Annotated in this window: 12 protein-coding genes; all 12 read left to right on the top strand. The window is 65.1% G+C overall.

Going from position 1 to position 14,329, the window contains the following annotated elements; all coding sequences use genetic code 11:
• The first annotated feature begins 215 nt into the window (after positions 1–215).
• Positions 216–1,529, top strand: coding sequence for a DUF4190 domain-containing protein (locus tag CV023_RS04110; protein ID WP_230744178.1), 1,314 nt, complete (start codon positions 216–218; stop codon positions 1,527–1,529).
• A 179-nt stretch (positions 1,530–1,708) separates the two neighbouring features.
• Entirely contained in the window at positions 1,709–3,715 is a 2,007-nt protein-coding gene (gene thrS, locus CV023_RS04105) for a threonine--tRNA ligase (protein WP_230744177.1), read from the top strand.
• A complete protein-coding gene (locus CV023_RS04100) occupies positions 3,712–4,320 on the top strand; it encodes an HIT family protein (RefSeq protein WP_230744176.1) in 609 nt (202 codons plus the stop codon). Before thrS ends, CV023_RS04100 begins: the two co-directional genes overlap by 4 nt.
• A complete protein-coding gene (locus tag CV023_RS04095; protein WP_230744175.1) occupies positions 4,317–6,299 on the top strand; it encodes an alpha/beta hydrolase family protein in 1,983 nt (660 codons plus the stop codon). Before CV023_RS04100 ends, CV023_RS04095 begins: the two co-directional genes overlap by 4 nt.
• A gap of 182 nt (positions 6,300–6,481) precedes the next feature.
• Complete coding sequence (locus tag CV023_RS04090; protein ID WP_230744174.1) at positions 6,482–6,961, top strand: NUDIX hydrolase; 480 nt, start codon at positions 6,482–6,484, stop codon at positions 6,959–6,961.
• 58 nt (positions 6,962–7,019) lie between these two features.
• Positions 7,020–7,772, top strand: a complete 753-nt coding sequence (locus tag CV023_RS04085) for a YebC/PmpR family DNA-binding transcriptional regulator (RefSeq protein WP_230744173.1) — start codon at positions 7,020–7,022, stop codon at positions 7,770–7,772.
• Complete coding sequence (ruvC, locus tag CV023_RS04080; RefSeq protein WP_230744172.1) at positions 7,772–8,368, top strand: crossover junction endodeoxyribonuclease RuvC; 597 nt, start codon at positions 7,772–7,774, stop codon at positions 8,366–8,368. The genes CV023_RS04085 and ruvC overlap by 1 nt, the downstream gene beginning before the upstream one ends.
• An 88-nt stretch (positions 8,369–8,456) precedes the next feature.
• Positions 8,457–9,053: a Holliday junction branch migration protein RuvA gene (gene ruvA / locus CV023_RS04075; protein WP_230744171.1), complete on the top strand. Its 597-nt coding sequence runs from the start codon at positions 8,457–8,459 to the stop codon at positions 9,051–9,053.
• Between the two features lie 59 nt (positions 9,054–9,112).
• Entirely contained in the window at positions 9,113–10,156 is a 1,044-nt protein-coding gene (gene ruvB, locus CV023_RS04070) for a Holliday junction branch migration DNA helicase RuvB (RefSeq protein WP_230744397.1), read from the top strand.
• An 87-nt stretch (positions 10,157–10,243) separates the two neighbouring features.
• Positions 10,244–10,858 (top strand): preprotein translocase subunit YajC, encoded by a 615-nt coding sequence (locus tag CV023_RS04065; protein WP_230744170.1) that lies wholly within the window; start codon positions 10,244–10,246, stop codon positions 10,856–10,858.
• Positions 10,859–10,962: 104 nt separating this feature from the next.
• Positions 10,963–13,308: a protein translocase subunit SecD gene (secD, locus tag CV023_RS04060; RefSeq protein WP_230744396.1), complete on the top strand. Its 2,346-nt coding sequence runs from the start codon at positions 10,963–10,965 to the stop codon at positions 13,306–13,308.
• Positions 13,305–14,321, top strand: coding sequence for a protein translocase subunit SecF (gene secF, locus CV023_RS04055; RefSeq protein ID WP_230744169.1), 1,017 nt, complete (start codon positions 13,305–13,307; stop codon positions 14,319–14,321). Before secD ends, secF begins: the two co-directional genes overlap by 4 nt.
• Positions 14,322–14,329 lie beyond the last annotated feature (8 nt).

Here is a 14,329-nt window from a genome sequence, read left to right as displayed (position 1 = left end):
TATGCTCGGGGCTTCGTGCATTCACGGCGAATCCCGCAGGAAACCGCGATAGTTCGGCGGGGTGCTGCGGAGAGCTGGCGGAGGGGACCCGCGAGGGGCCCATTCGGCTGTGTGGCCGTGGTGTTCCAGGACTGCCACGCCCTCTGTATGAGTCAAGCCGCACTTTAACTAGTACGCTAGTGACGGTAAACAACGACGAAGACTTCGGAGCACTCATGTCTACTCCTCAGAACCCGTACGGGCCGGACAACGGCTCGGGCAATCAGAACCCCAACGGTCAGAACCCCAACGGTCAGAACGGCGGGCAGCCCAACGGGCCCGGATACGGCGGCGACCAGAACGGTGGCCAGTCCGGCGGTCAGGCATCGCAGTACGGATCCCCGAACGAGCAGGATCAGTCCTTCGGTTCCCAGCCTGCTCAGCCGCAGTACGGGCAGCAGCCTCCCCAATATGGGCAGCAGGACCAGCAGGGTCAGCAGCAGTACGGTTCCCAGCCCCAGTACGGGCAGCACAACGACGGCGGTGCTCAGTACGATCAGAACCAGTACGGACAGAACCCTTACTACGACCAGAACCAGTACGGACAGAACCCCGGCTACGACGCCAATGCTCAGGGCTATGACGCGAACCAGTACGGTCAGCAGCCGGCCTACGCCGGCGCAGACGGCGGATCCGACCAGTTCACTCCGGCCAATCCCAACGCCGGGTACGGCCAGTTCCCCCCGGTTACCGGCGGCAACACCTCGAAGAACATCTGGGGCATCCTCGCCCTCATCGGCGGCATCGTCGGCATCCTCTTGTCCTTCGTGTTCGGAGCAGGATTCCTCTTCGGCGCGGCCGCAGTCGTCTTCGGCTTCGTCGGCCTGAGCGCGGTGAAGAAAGGAACCGCGTCGAACAAGGGCCTCAGCATCACCGGCATCGTGCTCGGAATCATCTCGGTTCTACTGTCGATCATCGTCGTCGTCGCACTCATCCTCGGAATCGGCTTGCTCGGAAAAGCTGCCTCTGACGAGGCAAGCAAGTCCGCCGGAATCTCGACCTCGGGCGCGTCCGATCCTGCCCAGGATCCCTCCGATCCGGCACAGGATCCCAGCCAGGGCGCAGGCGATTCTGAAGGCGAAGAGGCCGCGCCCGTCGAGGGTGGCGAGGTCACCATCGGCGACGACCTCACTGCGGCTGTGCAGGTGCGCCCCGGAACCGCCGACCAGTACGCATCGGGAGCCGAATCGTCCAATGGTGAGATCGCCATCGTCACGATGACCATCAAGAACGCATCTAGCTCCGATGTCGAACTCACCTTGGCGACTCTGACGGCTAGCGACGGCAACGCCGCGAACTATCAGGACGTGTTCGACGGATCGAAGTACAAAGGCTCTCTCGCTTTCGCCGATCCCGTTCCCGCCGAGGGGGAGAGGACTTATGAGTTTGCCTTCGGCGTCCCCTCCTCCGATGTCGACGGGATGCATCTCAAGCTTTCGCTCATCGAGGACCTCGGCAGCGGAACGGACTTCGAGTTCAGCAAGCAGTGATGTCCGAATGCGGGTCCGGCGGTCGCACAGACCGGTGAACCCGCAGCGGACGCAGATCACGTAGAATTCACCAGTTGGGTGGCAGTCACACGACTGCCACCCAACTGATTTGGCACCACCGAATTGGTACTAGACTCGGAGGACGAGAAGTCCTCATCCCAGACGAACGGAGAAGATCAGTGGCAGACAGCATTGACTGCGCGGGCGAGAGCATTCCTTGGAAACAGGGACTGACCGGCACGGAGCTCTTCTCCACGGACCGCACAGTCGTTGCCGTCTGGCTCAACGGCGAACCCGCCGATCTCAGCCGTGAACTCACCGCCGGAGACTCGATCAGCCCGATCACCATCGACTCTCCCGCCGGACTCGACATCCTCCGCCACTCCGCGGCCCACGTCACCGCGCAGGCCGTGCAGGACCTGTTCCCCGGAGCCAGACTCGGCATCGGCCCCTACATCACCGACGGCTACTACTTCGACTTCGATGTCGCCGAACCCTTCACCCCCGAAGACCTCAAGGCGATCCAGAAGAAGGCCGCCCAGATCGTCAAGTCCGGCCAGACCTTCAACCGCGTCGTCGTCACCGAGTCCGAAGCCAAGGAGCGGATGGCGAACGAGCCGTACAAGCTCGAATTGATCAGTGACAAAGGCGCAGGATCCGACGATTCGGCCTCCGTCGAGGTCGGAGCCGGCGAACTGACCGTCTATGAGAACGTCGACCGCAAGGGCGAAGTCGTGTGGCAGGACCTCTGCCGCGGCCCGCACCTGCCGAACACGAAGCTCATCGGCAACGGCTTCGCCGTCACCCGCTCCTCGGCGGCCTACTGGCGCGGCGACCAGGCGAATGCGAGCCTGCAGCGCGTCTACGGCACCGCGTGGGCCTCGAAAGAGGACCTCAAGGCCCACCAGGACCGTCTCGCCGAGGCGGAGCGCCGCGACCACCGCAAGCTCGGTGCCGAACTCGACCTCTTCTCCTTCCCCGAGGAGCTCGGCTCCGGACTGCCCGTGTTCCACCCCAAGGGCGGCGTCATCAAGCGGGAGATGGAGGACTACGTCCGCGCCCGCCACATCGAGGAGGGCTTCGAGTACGTCGGTACCCCGCACATCTCGAAGGAGACCCTGTACTACACCTCGGGCCACCTGCCCTACTACGGCGAGAACATGTTCCCGCCGATGAGCGTCGACGAGGTCCGCGACGAATCCGGTGAGATCGTCAAGGAGGGCACCCCCTATCGCCTCAAGGCGATGAACTGCCCGATGCACAACCTCATCTACCGCTCACGCGGACGGTCCTACCGTGATCTGCCGCTGCGGCTCTTCGAATTCGGCACCGTCTACCGCGACGAGGCCTCCGGAGTCATCCACGGCCTCACCCGCGTCCGCGCCCTGACCCAGGACGACTCGCACTCCTATGTCGCCCAGGAGGACGCCGGGAAGGAGATCCGCCATCTGCTGAACTTCGTGCTCAGCCTGCTGCGCGACTTCGGCCTCGACGACTTCTACCTCGAACTCTCCACCCGAGACGAGGACGGAAAGAAGGCCGATAAGTTCATCGGCTCGGACGAACAGTGGGAAGAGGCGACGAGAGTCCTCGAAGAGGTCGCCGAGGAGACCGGACTCGAACTCGTCCCTGACCCGGGCGGCGCCGCCTTCTATGGACCGAAGATCTCCGTCCAGGCACGCGACGCCATCGGCCGGACCTGGCAGATGTCGACCGTCCAGCTCGACTTCAACCAGCCCGAGCGCTTCGGCCTCGAATACGTCGCTGCCGACGGCTCCCGCCAGCAGCCGGTGATGATCCACTCCGCGAAGTTCGGATCCATCGAACGCTTCCTCGGCGTGCTCACCGAGCACTACGCCGGAGCGTTCCCCGTGTGGCTGGCTCCCGTGCAGGTCACCTGCATCCCGGTGGCCGAGGAGTTCAACGACTACCTCGCCGAGGTCGCCGCCGAGCTGCGCGCCGCCGGCGTCCGCGTCGAGATCGACGACAGCGACGACCGGTTCCCGAAGAAGATCCGCAACGCCTCGAAGTCGAAGGTCCCCTTCGTCCTCATCGCCGGGGGAGAGGACCGTGACGCCGGTGCGGTGTCCTTCCGCTTCCGCAGCGGAGAGCAGGACAACGGCGTGCCCGTCGCCGAGGCGGTGCGACGGATCCTCGAATCCATCGACACCAAGGCCCAGGTATGACCGAGGGCGGCGACAGCGGAACCGGACCGCCGGCACCTGGGGAGGACCACCTCGGCGAGGGGCCGCCCGAACCGGAGGCGGCGGCCGGCTTCCCGGGCGAACCCGACGGCTTCCAACGCCTTTGGACCCCGCACCGGATGGTCTACATCGGCGGACAGGACAAGCCGAAGGACTCCAGTGCAGACGAATGCCCGTTCTGCACGGCGCCCTCGAAATCCGATGCGGAGGGACTCATCGTCGCCCGCGGCGAGACCGTGTACGCGGTGCTCAACCTCTACCCGTACAACCCCGGTCACCTGCTCATCTGCCCCTATCGCCACGTCGCTGACTACACGGAGCTGAGCGAAGCCGAAACGGTCGAGCTCGCCCACTTCACGCAGAGGGCGATGCGGGTCATCCGTGCGGTCTCGAACCCTCACGGCTTCAATCTGGGCATGAACCAGGGACCGGTCGCCGGTGCCGGAATCGCCGCCCACCTACATCAGCACATCGTGCCGCGGTGGGGCGGGGATGCCAACTTCCTGCCGATCGTGGCGGAGACCAAGGCGCTGCCGCAGGTGCACAGTGAGGTGCAGGCGGCGCTGTCGAAGGAATGGAATCGATGAACCCCGAAGATCTCGACACATTGGCCGAATACTCGTCCCCGCTGCAGCGCGGGGACGAGGCGGTCATCACGATCACCCGTCCCGACCTCGAGTCGAACAGCTACCTCTCCCAGCTGTTCGCACTCACCGAGGACCGGTCGACGCGGCTGACCCACAACTGGCATGACTCGGCGGCACAGGTGCACCCGAACTGGTCGGGGTACCTCAGCGCCGCGAAGAAGGAAGCCCCGCAGCTCTTCGCTGGCCCCAGCCTCGAGGCCGCACACCGGATCACCGACAACCACCTCGGCGTGTCCGAATTCGCCATCGATGACGAAGGCGCACGGGCGCTCTACGTCGCCCGCGTCGCCGAACCCGGCCGCTACGGCGAGGACGAGGACATTCCAGCCACCGAGGAGGCACCGCGACGCATCCGCTCTGCGGCCTATCTGAGCAACGGCCTCGGCTACACCAAAGACCGTCCGGCGCGGGCGTTCCTCGTCGATCTCGTGGAACCGGGGCTCGGCAAGGCCGGAGTCTCCGGCAGCGCCGAGGTTCCGCTCTCGACTCTGCTCTCGACCCCCGAATCGGACGTGCACGACCCTCAGTTCTCGACCGGCGGCCACTGGGCGAGCGTGATCTCCGCGGTGGCACCGGACCAGGGCGAACCCGATCTGCGGTCGACGGTGTGGCTGCTCGGCGTCGACGAGGCGCGAGCGCTGGACCTGCCGCGACTGAGCGTGAACCTGCACCGGTGGATCGATGACGACTCCGTGCTGCTCGTGGCCAACGATCTGAGCCGGGACGCACTCGACTTCGTCGGACAGATGCCCGGGCTCTACCTCCATCAGGTGAGCACGGGGACGACCCGACGCCTGACGGACCCGGAGACCGTGGCCATCGCCTCGATCCGTCCGCGGGTGGTGGCAGATGCCGACGGTGCCCAGTTCGTGCTGGCCGTCGTCGACACCGACGGAGCCTCCCGGCTGGCCAGGATCGACCTCTGCGCCGCCGAGGCGGGCCTGGACGAACTCGACTTCCTCACCGATGAGATCACCGTGGTCAACGGCTTCGACGCCTCGGCCGAGACCGTGATCTTCACCGCAGCCACCCCGGGCAGCCAAGCCGTGCTCGGAAGTGTGCCGCTGAGCGGACCGGCCGCCCCAGGCGGTGCGAGCAGCATCCTGGAACACCCCGCACCGGCGAACTCCGTGCTTCCCCAGGTGCTGCGCGTCGAAGGCGAAGACGGAACCATCACCGGATGGCTGGCCAAGCCTTCCGGGCAGGGGCCGTTCCCGGTCATCCTCAACATCCACGGCGGACCCTTCGCCCAATACACCCACGGCTGGTTCGATGAGACCCAGGTGCTCACCTCGGCCGGCTACGCCGTCGTCTACGCGAACCCGCGCGGCTCCGGCGGGCGGACGCGCAGCTGGGGGACCGCGGTGCAGGGGAACATGGCGGATCCGGCGATGGCCGATGTCCTCGCCGTGCTCGACCATGCGCTGAGTGAGGATGCCGATCTCGACGGCAGCCGCCTCGGCGTGCAGGGCGGATCGTACGGCGGCTACCTCACGGCGATGATCACCGCACACGATCATCGGTTCCGCGCCGCCATCGTCGAACGCGGGTACCTCGATCCCGACAGCTTCGTTGGCACCTCCGACATCGGACGCTTCTTCACCGAGGAGTACACAACACGTGAGAGGACGGCCATCGCCCGGCAGTCGCCCTTGGCCCATGCCGGGCAGGTCCGCACACCCAGCCTGGTCATGCACTCCGAACTCGACTTCCGCTGTCCGCTCGAACAGGCCCAGCAGTACTACGCCGCCCTGCAGCGGTCCGGAGTCGACACCGAACTGCTGATCTTCCCGGGGGAGAACCATGAGCTCTCCCGGGCCGGACAGCCCCGACATCGCCGCCAGCGGTTCGAGGCGATCCTCGACTGGTGGGACCAGCATCTGAACTCGGATTCCGACTCCGCAGCGACGGTCGGCTGAGATCATGAGCTGCACCACCGCCTCCTCGGCGATCACCCGACCCCGCATTTCGGCTTCCGACTTGGTGGGAACGAGACTTCCCGCTATCGTTCTCTCGTCTCCGAAATCGCTGTTGCCGAAACCCCACGGCATCACTATTCTGCAGAACACTACGTCGCCTCGCCGCCAACTCCTGGAGAACCATGAAACCTCGTAAAGCCTCACGGGTCGTATTACTCAATGAGCGCGACGAGGTCCTTCTGATTCGAGCCCAGGATCTGCTCACACCCACCCACCAATGGTGGATGACCTGCGGCGGAGGTTCCGAGATGGGCGAGTCGGCCGCTCAGACCGCGGCACGCGAGCTCGCGGAGGAGACGGGACTCGAATGCGAACCCGGCGAACTCATCGGCCCCTTGGCGACCCGTGACGAGGTCTTCGAATTCACGGAGAAGAAGCTGCGCCAGCACGAGACCTACTTCGCGTTCCGGACCTCCGAGGACATCGAACTCGAGGACGCCGTGTGGACCGACATCGAGAAGCGCAGTCTGCTCGAGTTCCGCTGGTGGACCAGGGACGAGCTGATGTCGACGACGGAGACGATCTATCCGAAGGATCTGCTCAGCCTCATCGAGCTGGCGACCACGGGCGCGGTGCCCGAGGTCCCGCTTGTCATCGATTGAGGGCCGCGGACCTTGAGCGTATAGACTTGAAAGGCTGCAACTAGAGGAAGGAACACCAGTGTCAGGTCATTCCAAATGGGCAACGACTAAACACAAGAAAGCTGCCATCGATGCCAAGCGCGGCAAGCTGTTTGCCAAGCTGATCAAGAACATCGAGGTTGCCGCACGCAACGGTGGACCTGATCCCGAGGGCAATCCGACGCTGTTCGATGCGATCCAGAAAGCCAAGAAGAACTCGGTCCCGGCCGACAACATCACCCGCGCGGTCAAGCGCGGCGGCGGCCTCGACGGTTCCGCGGTCAACTACGAGACGATCATGTACGAAGGCTATGCCGCCGGCGGTGTGGCGCTGCTCATCGAGTGCCTCACCGACAACCGCAACCGTGCCGCCTCAGAGGTCCGCGTGGCGGTCACCCGCAACGGCGGTTCGATGGCCGATCCCGGTTCCGTGACCTACAACTTCAACCGTAAGGGCGTCATCGAGGTTCCCGCCGAGGGCACCGATGAGGATGCGATCCTCCTGGCGACGCTCGACGCGGGAGCCGAAGAGGTCAAGGACGAGGGCGAGAAGTTCGAGATCATCTGCGAGGCCACCGACCTCGTCGACGTCCGCACCGCTCTCGTCGAAGCCGGCATCGACTACGACTCGGCGGAGGCCTCCTTCGTCCCCGAGCTCGAGGTCGGACTCGACGCGGAGACCGCACGCAAGGTCTTCAACCTCATCGATGCGCTCGAAGACAGCGACGAAGTGCAGAACGTGTACTCGAATGCCGATGTCAGCGATGAGGTTCTCGCCGAACTCGACGCCTGATGCGGATCCTCGGCGTCGACCCCGGCCTGACCCGCTGCGGGCTGGGTGTCATCGACACCCTGCCCGCGCGGAAGGCCCGGATGGTGGCCGTCGACGTGCTGCGCACTCCGTCCGCGGATTCAGTGGACCTGCGCCTCGGGGCCATCGCCGAGGCGTTCGACTCCTGGCTCGATGAGTACCGTCCCGACATGGTGGCCATCGAACGCGTCTTCGCCCGCAACGACGTGTCCACCATCATGGGCACCGCTCAGGCCTCGGGCCTAACGATGGGCCTGGCCGCCCGACGCGGACTGCCGGTGGCGATGCACACGCCCTCCGAGGTCAAAGCCGCGATCACCGGCTCCGGGCGGGCGGGCAAGAAGCAGGTGACGAACATGGTCACCAGGATCCTCGGGCTCGAAGCGCCGCCGAAGCCCGCGGACGCCGCCGATGCGTTGGCGATCGCGATCTGCCATTCCTGGCGAGGCGCCCTGAGCGCCCAATCGACGCCGGGAGCGAACAAGGACCTGACCGAGCGCAAGTCCGGAGGACGCCAGGGGTCCGGTCTGACCAAAGCTCAGCAGCAGTGGGCAGAGGCCATGCGCAAGACGAAGTAGTGGGCGCAGACTCGTGTCGCGGACAGGTGCCGTGGAGGCCTCCTGCTAACCTGGATTCGTACAAGTGTTCCCACTCGAAAGGCTGGTCGTGATCAGTTTCCTCAGCGGTACGGTCCACCGCATCGCAGCTGACCACCTCGTCGTTCTCACCTATGGTGTGGGACGCAAGGTCCACGTCACCCCGGACACTCTGGCGTCGACCCGCCACGGCGCGGACATCGACCTCGTCACGACGCTGGTCGTGCGTGAGGATTCCATGACCCTCTTCGGCTTCGGCGCCGAGGACGAGAACCACACCTTCGAGGTGCTCCTCTCGATCTCGGGGATCGGACCGCGCCTGGCCATGGCCATCGTCTCCGTGATGGGACCCGAAGAGCTCGCCTCCGCGATCTCGAACCAGGACGCCACCGCATTGACCCGAGTCCCGGGCATCGGCAAGAAGGGCGCCTCCCGGATCATCCTCGAACTCGAGAACAAACTGCCCAAGCTCGCCGGCTCGACACCCGGACCGCAGCTGTCCTTCGGCGGCAGCAATCAGCAGGTCATCGATGCCCTCGTCGGCCTCGGGTGGAAAGAGGCCCAGGCCGCCGATGTCGTCGCCGAGGTGGTCAAGGACCTCGGAGCCGATGCCGGGACCTCGGTGCTGCTCAAGGCCTCACTCAAAGTGCTCGGTGCCAGGAAATGACCGATCCGTCCTTCGACGCAGACCGGGCGGCAGGGGAGACCGATCCCGGATCCTATGAGATGGACTTCGGCGACCAGGGTCTCACCGGCGCCGAACAGGATCGTCTGGTCTCCGGCCGTGCCGAGACCGCCGAACGTGATGCAGAAGCCGCCCTGCGCCCGAAGGGGCTCAAAGACTTCATCGGCCAGCCGCAGGTCAGGGAGCAGCTCTCCCTGGTCCTCGACGCGGCGAAGGCCCGCAGCAAGGCTCCCGACCATGTCCTCCTCTCCGGCCCTCCCGGACTGGGCAAGACGACCCTGGCCATGATCATCGCGCATGAGATGCAGTCGAGCCTGCGCGTCACCTCGGGGCCGGCGGTCCAGCACGCGGGTGACCTCGCCGCGATCCTCTCCTCCCTCGAGGAGGGGGAAGTGCTCTTCATCGATGAGATCCACCGCATGGCCCGGGCCGCCGAGGAGATGCTCTACGTGGCCATGGAGGACTTCCGCGTCGACGTCATCGTCGGCAAGGGCCCTGGAGCCACCGCGATTCCCCTCGACCTTCCGTCCTTCACGATGGTCGGGGCGACCACCCGCTCGGGGCTGCTGCCTGCACCGCTGCGCGACCGCTTCGGCTTCACCGGTCTCCTCGACTTCTACTCGAGTACGGATCTGCTCACCGTGCTGCGACGCTCGGCGCAGATGCTCGGCATCGAAGCGGAGCTGGCGGGCCTGCAGGAGATCTCCACCCGTTCGCGCGGCACCCCGCGCATCGCCAACCGTCTGCTGCGCCGGGTCCGGGACTGGGCGCAGGTGCGCGGCAGCGGCATCATCGATCACGACGCCGCGGTCAACGCCCTCGAAGTCTACGAAGTCGACGCCCTCGGTCTCGACCGCCTCGATCGCTCGGTTCTCGAGGTGCTGTGCAAACGCTTCGGCGGGGGACCGGTGGGCCTGGGGACACTGGCCGTGTCGGTCGGGGAAGAGGCCGATACGGTCGAAACCGTCTCCGAGCCCTACCTCGTGCGGGAGGGTCTGATCAGCCGCACACCACGCGGCCGCGTCGCCACCTCGGCGGCCTGGAAGCACCTGGGGATGCAGATCCCAGCAAACTATGAGTTCTGATCCCGGCGGTTGAGTTCGCCATGGGTACTGAGGACGAACTAAGCTAGTGGACTGGTTCGTACTTATGAAAGGTAGATACTTGTGGATTTGCTGATCCCTCTCGCGCTTGCTGCGTTGCTCATCTTTTTCCTGTTCAACTCTCGGCGTAAGCAGAAGGCGCGTGCGGAACAGATCAAAACCGGTCTCGTACCGGGTGCCACAGTGATGACGACCTTCGGTGTCTTCGGCACCGTGCTCTCCATCGACGAAGAGAGCAACCAGGTCACCATCGAATCCGGACCGGGCACAGTGCTGCGCGTCCACCGTCAGGCGATCGGTCAGATCGACAACCCGCAGACCGATGTCGCTCCGGTCGACGCTCCCGCCGCCGATGCCGCGGAGCCGACCGATGTCGAGGCCGATTCTCCGGCCATCACCGATGCCGAACTCGACGCCATGAACGAGCGCAAGCGGGCCGCGGGCACCGCCGACGACGAGAGCCTGAGCGAGACCGACGACCTCAAGGCCGAAGCCGCCGACACGAGAGATCCTGCCGTCGACGCCGAGACAGAGCTCGACGCCGACACAGAGCTCAAGGCAGGCACGGACTCAGAGACTTCGTCGACGAATCCCGCGGACAGTGACTCGGATGTGCTCGACGCCGACGATGTTGATGCCGAGGGCTCGGATTCCACCGATACCGACACCGACAAGAAGAACTGAGTCAGACAGAACTGACTTCGCTCACTTCTGGCCGCACTCTGCACTCGATCGAAAGCTGAAACGTGTCCGATATTGAAGAAAAGCCGCGCCCTGGTCTGCGCTTCATGTGGCTCATCATCGTCACACTTGCCCTTGCCGGCATCATCGCCGGCGGGGTCATCTGGTCGAATGCCACAACCTCGCCGAAGCTTGCGCTCGACCTCGAGGGCGGTACCTCGATCATCCTCGAGCCGCAGGTCTCGGAGGACACGGACATCAGCAAGGAACAGCTCGACCAGGCTGTCTCCATCATTCGGCAGCGCGTCGACTCGACGGGTGTCTCCGAGGCCGAGATCACGACCCAGGGTGACCGCAACATCATCGTGAACCTCCCGGGCAACCCCGACGAGGAGACCCGCAACCTGGTCCGCTCGTCCGCGCAGCTCGTGTTCCGCAGGGTCGCCCTCGTCGGTGATCCGCGCTCCCAGGAGGCAATCCAGAAGGAGCAGGAACAGAGCGGGGACAGCTCCGAACAGTCTTCGGACGACGGCCTCAGCGATGAGGAGAAGAAGCGCCTCGAGGATCTCACCGGTGCCGACGGGGCAGGCCAGTCCGACGGCTCCGGTCAGGCCGAGGGCACCGACCCCGCAGGGGGCGGGCAGGTCTCTCGGTCCGCCGGTGAGACGAGTGATACGACCTCCGGAGACGAACCGGCCAAGGCCGGCGGCCAAGTTCCCGGACCCGCCGGGAAGGACTCCGGGGAGTCGAGCACCGACAGCGGAGACACCGGTGATTCGGGCGAGGGAGCCGGCGAGGGGACGGGCGAGGACACCAAGGTCACCGACTCGACCCCGCGGCCCCTGTTCGACCCGGAAGCGGACGCGGACAAGTGGCAGTCCGATGACATCATCAAGAAGTACACCGAACTCGACTGCACCGATCCGAAGAACCGCACCGGAGGCGAGCAGCTGCCCGCCGACGAACCGGTCGTCGCCTGTGCCTCGGACGGACAGGCCAAGTACGTTCTCGGTCCCGTCGAACTCTCCGGCGATCACCTCGCCGACGCCAGCTTCGGCTACCAGACGGGTGCCAACGGCACCCAGACCAACCAGCCGGCCGTCAACCTCGAGTTCGACTCCACCGGTCGAGAGATCTTCAAGCAGATCACCTCGGACATCACCGGAAAGCAGCAGCCCTATAACCAGTTCGCCATCGTGCTCGACGGCAACGTGCTCTCCGCCCCGACCTCCAACGCCGTCATCACCGACGGCAAGGCCGAGATCTCAGGCAACTTCACGCTCGACTCGGCACAGACTCTGGCCGACCAGCTCAAGAACGGCTCCCTGCCGCTGAGCTTCCAGGTCCAGAGCGAGGACCAGATCTCACCGACGCTGGGGTCGAACTACCTCACCATCGGTCTGCTCACCGGTCTGGCAGGACTCATCCTCGTCGTCGTCTACTCACTCCTGCAGTATCGGGTGCTCGGCCTCGTCACGGTCTCGAGCATCGTGGTCGTCGGCGTGCTGACGTATCTGCTTCTGCTCCTGGCCTCGTGGAGGTACGGCTACCGACTGTCACTGGCGGGCTTGGCCGGTATCATCATCGGCATCGGCATGGCCGCGGACTCGTTCATCGTCTACTTCGAGCGCGTGAGAGACGAGCTGCGCAGCGGCAGAAATCTCCTCTCGGCCGTCGAAGTGGGTTGGGACCGGGCGAAGCGGACCATCTACGCGTCCAAGGGCGTGAACATGCTCGCCGCGATCATCCTCTACATCCTCGCGGTCGGATCGGTGCGCGGCTTCGCCTTCACCTTCGGCCTCGCCGTGATCGTCGACGTCATCGTCGTCTTCCTCTTCACCCACCCGATGCTCGAGGTGCTTGCGAGAACGAAGTTCTTCGGTCAGGGGCACCCGCTGTCGGGAATGGATCCGAGGCTGCTCGGGGTCAAACCGGCCGCCTACCGAGGTGCGCTGGGCCTGAGCATCGACGACAGCGAGAAGTCTCCGGAGGCCAAACGCCGCGAGAAGGCTCGCAACCGCAAGGCCGGCATCGCCTCGACCGAGAGTGAGGCCGAGGACCGGGCTCCGGCCACCGTCGGCTCCGCGTCTGCGGACTCCGGTGCTGCGGCGAAGGCCGGTTCCTCGGACGCGAAGTCAGCGAAGGACGCGAAGTCGGCGAGGGACGCGAAGTCGACGGCGGAAGCCGAATCGGCGGACGCCGAATCGACGGACGAGAAATCAGCGACGGACGCGAAGTCGACGGCAGATGAGTCGGTCGTCGACAAGTCTGACGACCGTGACGCCGAGTCGACCACCGAGTCTGCGGCGAAGCCGCGCAAGGCGAAGAAGAAGACCCGCTCGACGGGCTCCGAATCCGCTCCGGCCGGCGGCACGATCGCCGAACGGAAGGCGGCGGCACGCAGAGCCGCCCAGGAGAAGGACGCTGACGAGGGCAAGGAGGCAGACAAGTGAAACGGTTCTTTGCCTGGGGCAACCGGCTCCACAACGGTGAGACCTCCATTCCCTTCGTCGGGAAGGGCAAGCTGTGGCTGGCGATCGCCGGAGTTCTCGTCATCCTCTCGCTCCTCGTCCCGCTGATCGCCGGATTCAACTTCGGCATCGCCTTCAAAGGCGGCTCGCAGTTCCAGATCGACCACGTCAGCGACACCTCGCCCGGCAAGGGTGAGGGCATCGTCTCCGGCGCCGTCTCTGGTTCGGAACCGCGTCTGACACCGACCAGCGACACCGCAGTGCAGATCGAGACGAATCAGCTCTCGGACGACGAGATGCAGCAGGTCCGTGATGCCCTGATCGAGGGTTACGACGTCTCGAACGAGGATGTGACCTCGACCTTCGTCGGACCCGAATGGGGTCAGGACGTGACGGAGAAGATGATCCGCGCGCTCGTCATCTTCGTCGCCATCGCGATGATCGTCATGGCCCTGTACTTCCGCACCTGGAAGATGTCCTTGGCTGCGATCATCGGCCTCGTCGTCGTCATGATCGTCACGATGGGCATCTACTCGGCCACCGGCATCGAGGTGACCCCTGAAGCGGTCATCGGATTCCTCACCGTGCTGAGCTTCTCCCTCTATGACACGGTGGTGGTCTTCGACAAGATCCGAGAGAACACGGCCCGTTTCAAGGAGAAGCGGGATCTCAAGTTCTCCGAGCTGGTCAACCTCGGCGTCAACCAGACCACGGTGCGGTCGATCAACACCACGGTGGTCTCCGTCCTGCCCGTCGCCTCGATCCTCTTCATCGGCGTCCTGGCGCTCAACGCCGGCACCCTCGTCGACATCTCACTGTCGCTGTTCATCGGTATGATCGTCGCAGCATCCTCGACCCTGTTCGTGGCCAGCCCGCTCTACGCCCTGCTCCGGGCACATGAACCGGCCGTGCGTGAACAGGAAGAGGCGGTTCGTCAACTACGCTTGGACAGAGGGGTCGAAGACGTCCCGCCGGTGATCCACGCCGAGGTCTGAGTCGAGAG

This window comes from Brevibacterium sp. CCUG 69071 (genome assembly GCF_021023135.1).
In the GTDB taxonomy this organism is placed as follows: domain Bacteria; phylum Actinomycetota; class Actinomycetes; order Actinomycetales; family Brevibacteriaceae; genus Brevibacterium.
The sequence above is the reverse complement of the archived record's forward strand: the minus strand, read 5'-3'. Positions and strand labels throughout refer to the sequence as shown.

Coding starts and splice junctions, on each gene's coding strand:
- CV023_RS04110 (WP_230744178.1), top strand. CDS start 216: ATGTCTACTCCTCAGAACCCGTACGGGCCGGACAACGGCTCGGGCAAT.
- CV023_RS04100 (WP_230744176.1), top strand. CDS start 3,712: ATGACCGAGGGCGGCGACAGCGGAACCGGACCGCCGGCACCTGGGGAG.
- CV023_RS04095 (WP_230744175.1), top strand. CDS start 4,317: ATGAACCCCGAAGATCTCGACACATTGGCCGAATACTCGTCCCCGCTG.
- CV023_RS04090 (WP_230744174.1), top strand. CDS start 6,482: ATGAAACCTCGTAAAGCCTCACGGGTCGTATTACTCAATGAGCGCGAC.
- ruvC (WP_230744172.1), top strand. CDS start 7,772: ATGCGGATCCTCGGCGTCGACCCCGGCCTGACCCGCTGCGGGCTGGGT.
- ruvB (WP_230744397.1), top strand. CDS start 9,113: ATGGACTTCGGCGACCAGGGTCTCACCGGCGCCGAACAGGATCGTCTG.
- secD (WP_230744396.1), top strand. CDS start 10,963: ATGTGGCTCATCATCGTCACACTTGCCCTTGCCGGCATCATCGCCGGC.